Here is a 15,061-nt window from a genome sequence, read left to right on the forward strand (position 1 = left end):
GGCTCAGCCGAGCAGGCGGGCCAGCCGCGCCGCCGCGCCGCCGATCGCGGCGACGAGTTCGTCCCGATCGTCCCGGGCCGCGGCGTGCGGCACGACCGCGCTGACCGCCGCCACGATGTCCCCGCGTGGGTCCCGCACCGGCGCGGCGACCTCCAGCACGTCCTCGTCGTACTCGCTCTCACACACCGCGACCCCTCGCGCGGCGTCGGCGGTGACCCGCAGCAGCAGATCCTCCACCGTCCGCGGCGCGTAAGGACCGCCCGCCCCGATGAAGTCCTCGCCGCCGAGGAGCCCGGTGATCCCCTCACGCGACTGGTCGAACAACAGCGCCCGTCCCGCTCCGGTGCACCACACCGGCGTCAGCCGCCCCGCCCGTGCCCAGGAGAACTCGGCCCAGGCCGCCAGTTCGGCCCGCACCGAGAGCACCATCGCTCCGCAGAGCACGTCCACGTAGGCGCACGCCCCGAACCGGATCACCAGCCGCCGCAGCAGCGCCCGGCTCTCCACTCCCCACGGACCGGCCTCAGCCGCGACGGCCAGCAGATCCGCCCCGGCACGGAACTCGTGCCCGTCCCGGGCCAGCACCCCGGAATCGACCAGATCGCGCAGCAGCCGCGACGCCTGCCCCTTGTCCAGCCCGCTGTCCTCCGCCAGCCGGACCACACCAGGCCCTCCCCGGGGATCCAGCTCCCCGCGGACAACCCGCTCCACCAGTCCGAGTCCTCGAGGCAGCGCCCCCATCACCACGTCCACCTGCCGGATGTTACAGACCCGGGGGAGAGCACCGGCACGACCCCTGAACCGACCAGGCGCCTGGGGACCGCGAAGTAGGTTCGTCCGAAAGGCCCGGCTCTGGCCCTCGGCACTTGGCTCCGCGCGCAGGGCTACCCGCCCGGCCTCGAGCCGCCAGAGACACAGACGGTCTCCGAGGCACTGCCCGCCCGGCCCGCCGACCGGTTGGTCCGGCGCACCGGACAGCTGCGAGCGGACCGGCCACGACATCGGCCGCATCTACCAGCTCAAGCGAGCTTGGTCAGGGAGATGTCCGCCTACTTCCTCGACGACCACCTCACCCAGGCCGCCCAGCGCGTCACGATCCATACGGAACTCGTCGACCGCCCTGTCCATGGCGTTGGCCCAGACCGGCATCCAACAGAGCCACGACATGCGCCGCTTTCAGTGCCGCCGCCGCTCTGATCACTCTTCCCTTCACCCTCTACGGCCTCTACGGCCTCTACGGCGGGAACTTCGACCACATGCCCGGACTCCGCCGGAAGTTCGGCTACCTTCTCGTCCTGGGCGTCATCGTCCCGGCCTGCTTCCTCCTCCACGGCGGCTTCAAGCCAACAGCTGGCTGTGCGTCCGGGCCTCGGCCTCAGTTTCTCCCGGGCTCCGCCGAGGCCGAGGCCGAGGGGGCCGACCCAGCCGATCCGGTGGAGTGGCGGACATGCTCGTCGGCGAGGTGACAGGTCAGGTCCCTGCCCCCCGGATGGGCGCCGGGACCAACGCGTGAGGAAACGGTGAGCGTCGAGAAGCACGCGGGCAGCGGCTCGGTGTCGGGCGTATTCGGTGCGGGTTTGGCCGTACTGCCTTCTGAAGGCGCGCATGAAGTGGCTGCTGTCGGCGATTTACCCGTGGGCCGCGAGTTCGGAGACGCTCAGCCGGCCGTGCGGTGAGCTGAGGGCGAGCAGGGCCGCGTCCAGCCGTCGCGGCCCCGGGTGCAACGGGTGGCTCGTCGACATGGTCAGGCCTGGGCACCCCCGGGTACCGCCGCCAAGAGTTGCCTCGTGTACTCCTCGTTCGGGTTCGTGAAGACGGCCGCCACGTCACCGGACTCGATCACCCGGCCGTTCCTCATGACCAGCACCCGGTCGCTGACGTGGTGGACGACTCCGAGGTCGTGGGAGATGAACAGGAACGTGACGCCGGTGTCGCGGCGCAGGTCGGCGAGGAGGTCCAGGATCTGGGCCTGGACGGAGACGTCGAGGGCGGAGACGGGTTCGTCGCAGACGATCAGGTCGGGGGCCGGCGCCAACGCGCGGGCGATGGCCACGCGTTGGCGCTGGCCGCCGGAGAGTTCACGCGGGCGGCGGTCCAGGACCGACGCCGACAGCCCCACCTGGTCGAGCAGTTCGGCCACTCTGGCCCGGCGAGCCCGCCCGCGCCGGGGACCGGCGAGGGCGACGGCCTCCCCGATCACCCGCTCCACGTCGAAGCGGGGGTCGAAGGAACCGAGCGGGTCCTGTTGCACGGCCTGGACGCGGTGCCGCAGCGGGCGCCGTGCACGCTCGGGCACCCCGGTCCAGGGCACACCGTCGAACCGCACCGTTCCCGTGTCGGGTTCGGTCAGTCCGAGGAGAACGCGGGCCACGGTGGTCTTGCCGGAGCCCGACTCTCCGACCACTCCCAGCGTCTCGCCCCGGTGCAGCGTCAGGGAGACGTCTCGGACGGCGTCGTACGGTGTGCCGTCGGGTGCTCGGTAGCGTTTGGTGAGGTCCTCCGCCACCACCAGGGGCCGTCCCGGTGGGGTGGTCTCGATCACCGTGGGGGTGGGGAGGGCCTTCGCCGCCGTCGTGGCGGGCAGCGGGTGGTGGCAGAGTGTTGCGTGGTCGTCCCGGACGGGCAGCGCGGTGCGGCAGCCGTCATCGGCCAGGGCGCAGCGGGGCGTGTAGGCGCAGCCGGCCGGTTCGGCGGGCAGGCCCGACGGCGCGGACGGGGACAGTCGGGTGCCCTTCGCGTGTGCGGTGGGTACGGCGTCCAGCAGCGTCCGGGTGTAGGGGTGGCGCGGTGACCTGAGCACGCGGTCGGTGGGGCCGTGTTCCACGATCCTGCCGCCGTACATGACCGCGACGCGGTCCGCGAGGTCCGCCACCACCGAGAGGTCGTGGCTGATCAGGAGGAGGGCGGTGCCCTCGCCACGGAGTTTGGCCAGCAGGCTCAGCACCTGCGCCTGCACCGTGACGTCGAGCGCGGTGGTCGGCTCGTCGGCGATCAGCAGGCCGGGGGAAGCAGCGACGGCCGAGGCGATCAGGGCGCGTTGGCGCAGGCCGCCGGAGAGCTGGTGCGGGTACTGGTCGGCGCGGCGGGCGGGTTCCGGCACTCCCACGTCGGACAGCAACTCCAGTACACGTGGCCGTAGTTCGGCCCGGGACAGTAGTCGGTGGGTACGCAGGGGCTCGGCTATCTCGGCACCGACGCGGCGCAGCGGGTCCAGGGAGACCAGGGCGTCCTGGAGGACGAGACCGATGCGGCGGCCCCGGATGTCGCGCCAGGCGCGGTCCTTGAGGGTGCGCAGGTCCGTACCGTCGAAGGTGAGGCGGCGGGCGGTGACCGAGGCGCCGCGGCCGGCCAGTCCGGCCAGGGCACGGGCGGTGACGCTCTTGCCGGAACCCGACTCGCCGACCAGGGCGAGGCACTCGCCGCGGTCGAGACGCAGGGAGACGTCGCGGACGGCGTGCACGGTGCCGAAGGAGACGTCGAGTCCGTCGATGTCGAGAAGGCTCATCCGTCGGTCCTCCGCGTGAAGCGGGCCTGCGCCCGACGGCCTACGACGTTGACGGAGAGCGCGGTGAAGGTGATCGCCGCGCCGGGGAAGACGCCGATCCACCAGGCCGTGGCGAGGAAGTTACGGCCTTCCGAGAGCATGGTTCCCCATTCGGGCGAGGGCGGTTGGGGGCCGAGCCCGAGGAAGCTGAGCCCGGAGGCGGCGATCAGGGACGAGCCGAACCCGACGGTGGCGAGAACGAGCAGCGGGCCGAGCGCGTTGGGCACGATGTGCCGTACGACGAGCAGGGGGCGGCGCAGACCGAGCACCGTGGCCGACTCGACGTACCCCGAGGTGCGCACCACCAGTGCCTCGGCCCGCACCAGACGGGCGTAGCCCGGGGAGAAGGCCACCGCGATGGCGATCATCACGTTGAGGGTGCCGGGCCCGAGGATGGTCACGGCGAGCAGGCCGAGCAGGATCGGCGGGAGGGCGAGCAGCGCGTCCACCAGACGCATCAGCGCCTGGTCGGTCCATCTGCCGCCGAGGGCTGCGGCCAGGCCCAGGACGGAACCGGCGGCCACGGCGAGGACCGTGGAGCCGAGGCCCAGCCACACCGAGGTGCGGGTGCCGTACAGGACACGGGCGAAGATGTCGCGGCCGAGCTGGTCGGTGCCGAACCAGTGCGCCGCGCCCGGCGCGGTGAGGGCGTGGACCGGGTCGGTGTCGACGGGTGAGGCGGAAGTGAACAGGCCGGGGAAGGCCGCCGCCAGGACGATCAGGGTGAGGACGGCCGCGGTCGCCACGTGCGCCGGGCGTACGGCGGTGCGGAGCCGGGGTCGCCGCCGTGGCGGGGCGGCGACGGTGAGGGTGGTCATGGGGTGGCGGCCTTTCTCGCCCGGGGCGCCGAACGCCCGGATGCCCGGGGGGACATGTCAACGGGTCCTGAGGCGGGGGTCGATGACGAGGTAGAGCAGGTCGATCACGGTGGACAGGACGACGAAGACCAGGGCGGACAGCAGGACGAGGCCGATCACCAGGGGGATGTCCTTGTTGGTGGCGGCCTGAAGGGTGAGCGCGCCGATGCCCGGGCGGCCGAAGACCGTCTCGACCAGGACCGCGCCGCCGAGCAGCGACCCGGTGAGCCAGCCGGTGAGGGTGACCAGGGGGATCGCGGCGTGGCGCAGCGCGTGCCGGAGCCGTACGGCGGTGTCGCTGAGTCCCCGGGCCCGGGCGGTCACCACGAACGGCTGCGCGAGGGCGGCTTCGAGGCCCTCGCGCAGCACTTGGGCCAGTACCCCCGCCAACGACAGTGCGAGGGTGACGGCGGGCAGGACGAGGGAGGCGAAGTCCTGTGCTCCGGCCACCGGGAAGATCCGCAGCTGGAAGGAGAACGCGGTCAGCAGCAGGATGCCCGTCCAGTAGGCCGGGGTGGACGCGGCGAGGAGTTCGGCGAGGGAGGCGGCGGCGCGCAGGGCCGGGTGGCGTCCGGCGGTGGCCGCCGCCAGTGCGACGGCCCCGGTGACCGCCAGGAGCAGGGCGAACAGGGCGAGTTGGACGGTGGGCCAGAGCTGGTCGCCGATCAGGTCCGTCACCGGACGCTGGAGCTGGTACGACTCGCCGAGGTTCCCGCCCAGCAGGTTGCCGAGGTAGTGCAGGTACTGCTCGGCCGGCGAGCGGTCGAGGCCGTACTCGTGGGTGATCTCGGCGCGAATCTCCGGGCTCGCGGCATTGCCTGGTCCGAGCATGACGGCCACCGGGTCGCCGGGGATGAGCTGGAGTGTCAGGAAGGCCAGGGTCGCCGCGCCGGAGAGCACGGCCAGCGCGGCGACCAGGCGTTTGACGATCGCCCTGAGCAGTGCGGGCAGGCTCACTTGCCGATCCAGGTGTCGTAGAAGTTCGCCCAGGTGTTCGGGTCGGTCTTCAGGCCGTGGACGTCGGAGGCGACGCCGACGACGGCGGTGCGCACATAGAGCGGGACCTCCAACGCCAGGTCGATGGCGCGCTGCTGGGTCTTGGCGTAGAGGTCCTGGCGGGTGTTCTTGTCCAGGGTGGTCTGCGCCTGGTCGGTCCACTTGTCGAGGTCGGCGTCCTTGTAGAAGGTCGCGTTCTGGCCGCCCTCGCGGGGGTCGCTGGAGCTGTTGAAGTACAGGCGCAGCACGTCGGGGTCGAAGCGTGCCCAGCTGTAGTCGGCGATGCCCTCCTGGCCGCCGTAGACCTTGGCGATGTAGGTGCCGATGTCGAGGCGGGGGCGCTTGATCTCGATGCCGAGCTTCTTCAGGTCGGCCTGGATGGCCTGGCCGAGGGTGTCGCGCTGTTCGCGGATGTACTCCTGCGGCATGAGCGGCCATTCGATGCTCAGGCGCTTGCCGCTCTTGGTGCGGTATCCGTCGGAGTCACGGCCGGTCCAGCCGGCCTCGTCCAGCGACTTGGCGGCGAGGGTGGGGTCGTACGTCCAGGTGTTCTCAAGGGCCTTGTCGTAGTACGGCGTTGTCGGCGAGATGGGGCCCCAGGCGCGCTTGTAGACGCCGAAGTACACGCTCTTGACGGCGGTGTCGATGTCGATGCCGCGCAGGACGGCCCTGCGGACGCGGATGTCGTCGAGAGGCTTCTGGGTGGTGTTCAGGACGAGCGCGTAGTTGGCTCCGGGCGCGTCGGTGGTGAGGACCTGCAGCTGCGAGTTCGCCTTGACGGTCTTGACGTCGGCGGGCGGGATGGGGTCGGCCACCTGGACCTGGCCGCTGGTGAGGGCGCCGACACGGGTGGCGTCCTGGGACAGGAAGCGGATGGTGAGCTTGTCCAGGTAGGCGGGGCCGGTGTGGGCGGCGGTCGAAGGGGCCCATTTGTAGGCGGGGTTGCGGGTCAGGGTGACGCTCTGCCCCTTGGTGTAGCTGGTGAACTCGAAGGGGCCGGTGCCCACGGCGGCGGCGCCGCCCGCGCTGAGCTTGCTGCCGTACTTCTTGATGGCGGCCGGCGAGTAGAACCCGAGGTAGGGGGTGCTGGCGGCTTGGAGGAAGGACGCGACGGGGGCCGAGAAGTGGACCTCGACGGTGCGGGCGTCGACGACGGTCGTACCGGTGTAGGGGCCCAGGAGGCTGGAGGCGTACTGGGACTTGGTCGACTTGTTGACGATCCGGTCGAAGTTGATTTTGACCGCCTCGGCGTCGAAGGCGGTGCCGTCCGTGAACTTCACGTCGTCGCGCAGGTGGAAGGTGTAGGTCTTCAGGTCCTTGGACGCCGACCACTTGGTGGCGAGCCAGGGGTGGAACTCGCCCTTGGAGTCCTGGTGGACGAGCGAGTCGAAGACGTTGCGCTGGATGGCGCCGGTGATGTCCTGCGGGCTGGCGTGGATGTCGAAGGACACCGGCTCGGTGTCCACGGCGTAGGTCAACGAGCCGCCGCTCACCGGCGTTGCGGTGGCGCCGGCCGCCGCGCCGTCGGTGTCGCCGGCACCGGAGCATGCCCCGAGGAACAGTGAACCGGCGGCGGCCAGGACGAGGGCTCTGGAGCGGTTGACGGGCATGTGGGAACTCCGGTGTGTTGCGGGCGGGAAGGGCGGCGTACGGCCGACCGGCTGATGACGTGGGGGAATGCCACGAAATTAACCGGGGTGCGCGGGCCGCACGCCCCTACCGGACCCCTACTGGACCCGTACCGGGTACCGGGGTACCGAGCGCCGGTGCGCGATGCGCCACCCCTTGGGGGTGCGGACGAGTACGTCGAGGTAGTCACCGTTGTGCGCGCTGCCGTCGGGGAGCAGCGCGAGGTAGCGGCTGCGGGCGCGCACGGTGCCGTAGGGGTCGGTGGGGTCGACGGTGAAGACCGTGTCCAGGGTGTGGTGGTCGGGGGATTGCGCCCCCAGGCTCCGGTTGAACTCCCTGATGGCTTCGAGGCCGTGGAACTCGCGCCCCGGTCCGGCCAGGATGATGACGCCGTCCTCGGTGAACACCTCCGCAAGACCGTCGAGGTCGCCGTTGTCGAAGACGTGAGCGAACAGAGAGAGCAGGTGCCGGAGTTCGGCGAGGTCGTCGTGACTGAGACCGGCAGGAAGGGACATGAGAAGCTCCAAGGAGAACGGGCGCTGCCCGGCCCGTGAACGGGCGGCCGGGCAGCGGATTTGTCGGGGTCAGCGCGTCGCCGAAGGCGTCACAGGTGTACGTCGGCGAGCTGCTGGATGATGCCGAGGCGGTCCGGCAGCACGTTGTAGCGGACGACCTGTCCGTCGCGGATGGTCAGCCAGCTGATGCTGTGCCCGGTGAAGGGCTTGCCGGTGGCGGGCACGCCGAAGATGTTCCCGGTGTGCAGGCCCTCGATCTTCCAGAACACGATCACCCGGTCGCCCTCGGCGAGCAGGTCGGAGACGGTGACGTGGACGTCCTTGACGTTCTCCCACAGCCACTTGGCGTGTTCGCGGAAGTCCTCGCGGGTGCCGGTGCCGCCGACGCCGACCCGTGTCTCGTCGGCGGCGTCCGCGGCGACGATCTCGTCCAGGGTGTCGAGGCTGCGTCCGTCGACGAACTCCTCGAAGTAGCGCCGGGCGACGGTCTTGTTGCGTTCGATCTCGTTCTCGAAGTCGAAGTTGTTGTGGGTGGTGCTCACTTGGTGCCTGCTCTCTCTCGGTGGGTCAGTGGGCTGCGGGTGCGGGCGGCGGGGGCAGGATGCCTCCGTTGGCGCTCAGTCCGCCGTCGACCGGGACGGTCACCCCGGTCACGTAGGAGGCGGCGGGCGAGGTCAGGAACCAGATGACCTCGGCCTGTTCCCGGGGGTCGGACCAGCGGTGGGCCGGGATGCGGCCGGTGATGAATGCGGAGAAGTCGGGGTCGGCGATCTGGCCGGCCGTCAGCGCGGTGGCCGTACCGCCGGGGGCGATGGCGTTGACGCGGATGTTCTGGGCGGCGTAGTCGATGGCGGTGGCCCGCACGAGGTTGATGACGGCGGCCTTGGTGGCGTTGTAGCCCCAGGTTCCGGGGTCGCCGCGCAGCCCGGAGACGGACGAGGTCGCCACGATCGAGCCGCCGCCCGAGGCACGCAGTGCGGGCACGGCGGACCGGATACCGAGCACGACGGAGCGCACGTTGACGGCGAACAGCCGGTCGAAGCGCTCGATCGCGCCGGGTGCCTCCAGCGGACCGGCCCCGCCGATGCCCGCGTTCAGCACGGCCGCGTCGAGCCGCCCGAAGCGCTCCAGGGCCAGCTCCACGGCGGCGGTGTTGGTGGATTCCTCGGCGACGTCGCCGAGGAGGGTGGCCACGCCGTCCAGGGTGCCCAGCTTGGCCAGCCCCTCCTCCTGTACGTCCACGGCGACCACCCGGTGACCGCGTTCGGCGAAGAGACGCGCGGTGGCCTCCCCGATTCCGGACGCGGCCCCGGTGACCAGCGTGACCGGCGCCGCGGGTGCGGCTTGTGACGTCATCGTCGACTCCTTCGTGCTGCGGGTGGGTTGGCGGCTGCTCAGGCGTGGCTCTCCAGCGTGTGCAGCCACTGGCGGGCAGCCTCGACCGTGGTCGGGGTGTGCTCCTCCAGTACGGTGAAGTGGTCGCCGGGGATGTCCACGACGCGGTGCGGCACGGGCCAGTAGGCGCGCCAGTCGTCACGGCCGGTGGGGTCCACGGCCATGTGGCGCAGAGGTGTGTCGGCGCGCAGCGCGAGGGTCGGTGCGGCGACGGGCTGGGGCTGCCAGGGAGCGAAGATGTTGTTGTATCCGCCCATCGCGGTCAGGCTCGCGTCGCTCCACACCATGTCGTAGGCCTCGATGCGGTCGAGCATGCCGGTGAGCAGGGCGGTCAGCCACCACTCCCCCATGCCCTCGCGGACGGCACTGTCGATGGGGTAGGTGTCGATCAGGAGGAGTCCGGCCGGTGTGCGGCCCTCCTGTTCCAGGCGGGCGGTGACCGCATGGGCGAGGCAGCCGCCCATGGACCGTCCCACGATGACGAACGGCCGGTCGTCGCCGACGAGTCGGCGCACGGTCTCGACGTGCTGGGTGAGGAACGTGTCCAGGCTGTCGGGCAGCAAGTCTGCGGCCCCCCAGCCCGGCGAGGGCACGACGAACAGGTCGCGTTCGCCCTGGAAGGCGTGGCCGAAGCGGGCGTACTCGTGCGGTCCCGAGATGGCGCTGAGGGCGGGGAAGCACACGACCGCGGTGTCGCGGTCGCCCTGTGCCAGGTGCAGCGGCTGCGGGGTGTGCACCGCGCGTTCGTCGAGCGTGTACCGTCCGCGCAGTGCGGAGGCGACGCCGATGAGCGCGGAGGCGTCGGCGAACTTCCCCTCGGCGGCGAGCCGCCGGTAGAGCGTGGACAAGGGTTCGTCGTCGGGGGTGCGCGGTGCGGCGACGGGGCCGGAGTCCTGCACCGTACCCATCGACTCGTCGATGTGCACGGCGAGTTCGACCGGCGTGGGATGGTCGAAGGTGATGGTGGCGGCGAGCCGCAGACCGGTGGCGGCGGTGAGGCGGTTGCGCAGTTCCACGGCGGCGAGCGAGTCGAGCCCGAGTTCGTTGAAGGGCGCGTCCCGCGTCACGGCTACCGGGCGGGTGGCCAGTACGGATGCGGTCTCGTCGCGGACGAGGGTGAGCAGGATCTCCTGCCGCTCCGCCGCCGTTCGCCCGGCGAGCCTGGCGGACAGCGCGGGTCCTTCCGTGGTGGCGCGGGCCGTCCGGCGGGGCGGTCGCACCAGGCCGCGCAGGAGCGCCGGGACCGGCTGCCTCTCGCGCAGTGCAGCCAGGTCCAGGGGCGCCGGCACCAGGTACGGCACCCCCAACGCGTGTGCACGGTCGAAGAGTTGCGTCCCCCGGTCGGTGGGCAGCGCGCGCAGGCCTGCCCGGCGGGCCCGGCCGAGGTCGGCTTCGGTGAGGTGGCCGGTGATGCCGCTGGGCTGCTCCCACTGGCCCCAGGCCAGGGACTGGGCGGGCAGCCCGAGGGTGTGGCGGTGGGCGGCGAGCGCGTCGAGGAAGGTGTTGGCCGCGGAGTAGGAGCCCTGGCCGGGGCCGCCGAGGACGGCCGCGACGGAGGAGTAGAGGACGAAGGCGTCCAGCGGGAGGTGCGCGGTCAGTTCGTGCAGATGCCAGGCTCCGTCGGCCTTCGGACGCAGCACGGTGTCGAGCCGGTCGGGGGTCAGGGCGTCGACGAGTCCGTCGTCGACGGTGCCGGCCGTGTGCACGACGGCCGTCAGGGGGTGGTGGGGCGGCACCGAGGCGATGAGCGCGGCGAGCGCGCCGCGGTCGGCTGTGTCGACGGCCACGACGGTGACCTGTGCGCCCGCCGCGCTGAGTTCGGATGTCAACGCGTCGGCGCCAGGGGCCTGCGGGCCGCTGCGGGAAGCCAGGAGGAGGTGGCGTACGCCGTGTCGTGTGACGAGGTGACGGGCGAGGGCGGCGCCGAGCACACCGGTGCCTCCGGTGATCAGGACGGTCCCGTCCGGGTTCCACCCACCGCCGGCGGTCTCGTCGTCGGGGGTCCGGGGCGTCCTCGTCAGGCGGGGGACGTAGGCGGTGCCGGCACGGAGGGCGAGTCGGGGTTCGTCGGCCGCCCGGGCTGCCGCCACGGCGGCGGGGAGCAGAGCGGTGCTCTCCGGGACCCCGTCGGTGTCGACCAGCAGCAGCCGGTCGGGCTGTTCCGCCTGAGCGGAGCTCAGCAGTCCCCACACGGGTGCGGAGGCCAGGTCCGGCCGGTCGGTCTCGCGTACGGCTTGTGCGGCACGGACGACGACGGCCAAGGGCGAGGGCGTCTCCGCACGCTGGTGCAACAGGTCCAGGGCCTCGGCCAGGGCGGCGCGGACACGTCCCGGAACGTCACCGGACCCGTCCACTCCATCGAGGTGGACGACGTCCGGGACGGAGACCGGTCCGGGTCCGGTGGTCAACTCCCGCCATTCCAGGCGAAACAGGGAGTCGGGGTCGGTACTGCGGGCGGCGGCGAGTTGGCCGGCGGACACCAGACGGGCGTGCAGTCCGGTGATCGTCGCGACCGGGGCGCCCGATCCGTCCGCGAGGTCGACGGCGAGGGTGTCGGGTCCGGTGTGACGGAGGCGGACCCGCAGGGCGGTCGCGCCGTCGGCGTACAGCCGAACGCCCGTGTAGGCGAAGGGCAGTCGGCTGAACCCTTCCGGAGTGCCTGTCAGGTCGTCGTGCGCGGTGAGGTGGACGGCGGCGTCCAGCAGGGCGGGGTGGAGGCCGAAGCGGGCGGCGTCGGCGTGCTGCGGTTCGGGCAGGGCGACTTCGGCGAAGAAGGTGTCGCCGTGACGCCAGGCGGCGCGCAGTCCGCGGAACGCCGGGCCGTATTCCAGTCCGGAGGCCGCGAGTTCGGCGTACACGTCGTCGACGGGAACGGCGGTGGCGCCGGGCGGGGGCCAGGCGGCCAGGTCCGCGGTCTCGGCGGGCTCGTCGGCGGGCGGCGCGGTCAGGGTGCCCGTGGCGTTGCGGGCCCAGTCGCCGCCGGGGACTCGGGAACGGATGACGACCTCGCGAGCCCCCGTCGGATCGGCGGCGCCGACCTCGACCTGGATCTGTACGGCACCGCGCGACGGCAGGACCAGCGGCCCCTCGACCACGAGTTCGGCGATGACGTCGACGCCGACCTCGTCACCCGCCCGCCGGGCGAGTTCGAGCAGCGCGGTGCCCGGGACGATCACGGTGCCCTGCACGGCGTGACCGGCCAGCCATGGGTGGGTGCGCAGGGAGAGGCTGCCGGTGAACAGGACCCCGTCGGTGTCGGGCAGCGGTACGGTCGCCGCGAGGAGCGGATGGCCCACGTCGTCAAGTCCGAGACCGGAGGGACGAGTCGTGGTGCCGGGCTCCAGCCAGTAGCGGCGGTGCTGGAAGGCGTAGGTGGGCAGGTCGGTGCGCCGGGCGCCGCTTGCGGCGAAGAAGGCGGACCAGTCGACGGGCCGGCCGCGGCCGTACAGCCGGCCGAGGGCGGCCGCCGCGGTCTCCGCCTCCGGCTTGTCGCGGTGCAGCGCGGGCAGCGCGAACGCGTCCTCCAGGGTGGCCCGGACCAGTGCGGTGAGCGTGCCGTCCGGGCCGAGTTCGAGGTAGGTGCCGGTACCGGCCGCGTCCAACGTGCGTACGACGTCCGCGAACCGGACGGCTTCCCTGACGTGCCGTACCCAGTAGTCGGCGGTGGTGATCTCGTCGTCCGTCGCGATCCGGCCGGTCACGTCGGAGACGACGGGAATCCGGGGCGCCCGGTAGGTGAGCCCCTTGGCCACCCGGGCGAACTCGGACAGCATGCCGTCCATGTGGGACGAGTGGAAGGCGTGGCTCACGGTGAGGCGTCGGGTGCGCCGGTTGCGTTGGGCGAAGCGGGCGCCGAGCGCGAGGACCGGTTCGATGTCGCCCGAGATCACCACGGAGGAAGGCCCGTTGACGGCCGCCACGTCCACCGCGACGTCCTGTGCGCCGAGTTCGGCCCGTACCTCCTCCTCGGTGGCCTGCACGGACATCATCGCCCCGCAACGGGGCAGTTGCTGCATCAGCCGGGCCCGGGCGGCGACCAGCGCCGCCGCGTCCGGGAGGTCCAGCACTCCGGCCACGTGGGCGGCGGTCAGCTCGCCGACGGAGTGCCCGGCGACATGGTCCGGGAGGACACCCCAGGATTCGTAGAGGCGGAACAGGGCCACCTGGAGGGCGAAGAGGGCGGGCTGGGTGTACTCGGTGTCGTCCAGTCGGTGTCCGGTCGCGGTCACTTCGGCGATCGGACGGTCCAGCAGCGGGTCGAGGTGGGCCGCGACCTCGTCGTAGGCCGCGGCGAAGGCGGGATGGGCGTCGTACAACTGCCGTCCCATGCCGCTCCGTTGACTGCCCTGTCCGGTGAAGAGGACGGCCAGGGAGCCGGGGTGGGCGGTCGCGGTGTCCGCCGGGCCGTTCTCCGCGAGGTCGCGCAGTGCGGTGAGCAGGGTGTCGCGGCTGTCGGCGACGATCGTGGTGCGCTCCTTGAGGGGGGCGCGGGTGGTGGCGAGCGAGTAGGCGACGTCCAGCGGGCGGGTGTGCGGCACGTGTTCGGCGAGGCGGGCCGCCTGGGCGCGCAGGGCATCGGAGGTCTGCGCGGTGAGGACGAACGGCAGGGGCCCGGTGTCGCTCCCGGCGGGTGTCTCCGGCGCGTCGCCGGCGCCCGCTGCCGGGGCCTCCTCGATGATCACGTGCGCGTTGGTCCCGCTCGCGCCGAACGCGGACACACCGGCGCGCCTCGGGCGGCCCTCCTCGGTGGCCGGCCAGGGCTGCTCCTCGGTCAGCAGCCGTACCGCGCCCGCGGTCCAGTCGACGTAGGGGGTGGGTTCGTCGGCGTGCAGGGTGCGCGGGAGGACTCCGTGCCGGAGCGACTGGATCACCTTGATGACGCCGGCGACTCCGGCGGCGGCCTGGGTGTGGCCGATGTTGGACTTCAACGAGCCGAGCAGCAGGGGGCGTCCGGGCTCGCGCTGTTGTCCGTAGGTGGCCAGGATCGCCTGGGCCTCGATGGGGTCGCCGAGGGAGGTGCCGGTGCCGTGCGCCTCGACGGCGTCGACGTCTGCGGAGCGCAGCCCGGCGGCTTCGAGGGCCTGCCGGATGACGCGCTGCTGCGAGGGGCCGTTGGGCGCGGTGAGACCGTTGGAGGCGCCGTCCTGGTTGACGGCGGAACCGCGCAGGACGGCCAGCACCGGATGGCCCAGGCGCCGGGCGTCGGAGAGGCGCTCGACGAGCAGCAGCCCGACTCCCTCCGCCCAGCCCGTGCCGTCGGCGCCCGCGCCGAACGCCTTGCAGCGGCCGTCGGCGGACAGCCCGCGCTGCCGTGCGAACTCGACGAACCCCTGCGGCGTGGACATCACGCTCACGCCGCCGGCGAGCGCGAGGTCGGACTCCCCCGAGCGCAGGGACTGTGCGGCCAGGTGCAGGGCGACCAGGGACGACGAGCACGCCGTGTCGACGGTCACGGCCGGGCCCTCGAAGCCGAAGGTGTAGGAGATCCGGCCCGAGGCGACGCTGTCCAGGCCACCGATGCCGAGATACCCCTCCAACTCGCCCGGCGCGTCGCCGAGTCGCGGGGTGTAGTCGCCGCCCGCGATACCGGCGAAGACGGCGGTACGGCTGCCCTTGAGGGAACGCGGGTCGATGCCCGCGCGTTCGAAGGCCTCCCACGAGGACTCCAGCAGCAACCTGTGCTGGGGGTCGGTGGCGAGCGCCTCGCGCGGGGAGATGCCGAAGAACTCGGCGTCGAAGTCGCCCACGGTGTCGAGGAATCCGCCGTGCCGGGTGTAGGAGGTGCCGACGCGCTCCGGGTCCGGGTCGTAGACGGCGTCCAGGTCCCAGCCTCGGTCGTCGGGGAACTCGGTGATGGCGTCCACGCCGTCACGCACCAGCGCCCACAGGTCGTCCGGGGAGGCGACCCCGCCGGGCAGACGGCAGGCCATGCCGATCACGGCGATCGGCTCGCGCCGGCTCTCCTCGACCTCCTGCAGCCGCCTGTTGGCCTGCCTGGCGTCGTTGAGCGCGCGCTTCAGATAGTCGCGGAGCTGCTGCTCGGTGGCCATCGGGGTACGTACCTCTTCCCGTCGGGTTGGTCCAGGTGGATCGGGCGGTCAGGGATGGAACGTCGTTTCAGTGCG

8 protein-coding genes and 1 pseudogene are annotated in these 15,061 nt (G+C 72.2%); all 9 read right to left on the bottom strand.

What is annotated here, in order from left to right; all coding sequences use genetic code 11:
* Nucleotides 1-3 precede the first annotated feature (3 nt).
* Entirely contained in the window at nt 4-753 is a 750-nt protein-coding gene (locus tag AQJ64_RS17115; RefSeq protein WP_157881061.1) for an IclR family transcriptional regulator, read from the bottom strand.
* A 991-nt stretch (nt 754-1,744) separates the two neighbouring features.
* On the bottom strand, nt 1,745-3,505 hold the full coding sequence (locus tag AQJ64_RS17125) for a dipeptide ABC transporter ATP-binding protein (protein ID WP_055636505.1): 1,761 nt from the start codon (nt 3,503-3,505) through the stop codon (nt 1,745-1,747).
* Nucleotides 3,502-4,362 carry an ABC transporter permease gene (locus AQJ64_RS17130; protein ID WP_055636506.1) on the bottom strand — a complete coding sequence of 287 codons (861 nt, stop codon included), beginning with the start codon at nt 4,360-4,362 and terminating at the stop codon, nt 3,502-3,504. The genes AQJ64_RS17125 and AQJ64_RS17130 overlap by 4 nt, the downstream gene beginning before the upstream one ends.
* Nucleotides 4,363-4,419: 57 nt before the next feature.
* Nucleotides 4,420-5,358, bottom strand: a complete 939-nt coding sequence (locus AQJ64_RS17135; protein WP_240512798.1) for an ABC transporter permease — start codon at nt 5,356-5,358, stop codon at nt 4,420-4,422.
* Nucleotides 5,355-7,007, bottom strand: a complete 1,653-nt coding sequence (locus AQJ64_RS50120) for an ABC transporter substrate-binding protein (RefSeq protein WP_055636507.1) — start codon at nt 7,005-7,007, stop codon at nt 5,355-5,357. The genes AQJ64_RS17135 and AQJ64_RS50120 overlap by 4 nt, the downstream gene beginning before the upstream one ends.
* A gap of 117 nt (nt 7,008-7,124) precedes the next feature.
* Nucleotides 7,125-7,541, bottom strand: coding sequence for a nuclear transport factor 2 family protein (locus AQJ64_RS17145; protein WP_063788809.1), 417 nt, complete (start codon nt 7,539-7,541; stop codon nt 7,125-7,127).
* An 89-nt stretch (nt 7,542-7,630) separates the two neighbouring features.
* A complete protein-coding gene (locus AQJ64_RS17150; RefSeq protein ID WP_055636508.1) occupies nt 7,631-8,083 on the bottom strand; it encodes an ester cyclase in 453 nt (150 codons plus the stop codon).
* A gap of 25 nt (nt 8,084-8,108) precedes the next feature.
* Nucleotides 8,109-8,897, bottom strand: a complete 789-nt coding sequence (locus AQJ64_RS17155; RefSeq protein WP_055636509.1) for an SDR family NAD(P)-dependent oxidoreductase — start codon at nt 8,895-8,897, stop codon at nt 8,109-8,111.
* Nucleotides 8,898-8,935: 38 nt separating this feature from the next.
* Nucleotides 8,936-14,968 (bottom strand): annotated as a pseudogene (locus AQJ64_RS17160) (type I polyketide synthase); the annotation flags it as partial.
* Nucleotides 14,969-15,061 lie beyond the last annotated feature (93 nt).

It is taken from the genome of Streptomyces griseoruber, from assembly GCF_001514205.1.
GTDB lineage: Bacteria > Actinomycetota > Actinomycetes > Streptomycetales > Streptomycetaceae > Streptomyces > Streptomyces griseoruber.

What these genes read in the sequence shown, in the direction of transcription:
- AQJ64_RS17130 (WP_055636506.1), bottom strand. Translation starts at nt 4,362, where the DNA reads ATGACCACCCTCACCGTCGCCGCCCCGCCACGGCGGCGACCCCGGCTC.
- AQJ64_RS17145 (WP_063788809.1), bottom strand. Translation starts at nt 7,541, where the DNA reads ATGTCCCTTCCTGCCGGTCTCAGTCACGACGACCTCGCCGAACTCCGG.
- AQJ64_RS50120 (WP_055636507.1), bottom strand. Translation starts at nt 7,007, where the DNA reads ATGCCCGTCAACCGCTCCAGAGCCCTCGTCCTGGCCGCCGCCGGTTCA.
- AQJ64_RS17125 (WP_055636505.1), bottom strand. Translation starts at nt 3,505, where the DNA reads ATGAGCCTTCTCGACATCGACGGACTCGACGTCTCCTTCGGCACCGTG.
- AQJ64_RS17155 (WP_055636509.1), bottom strand. Translation starts at nt 8,897, where the DNA reads ATGACGTCACAAGCCGCACCCGCGGCGCCGGTCACGCTGGTCACCGGG.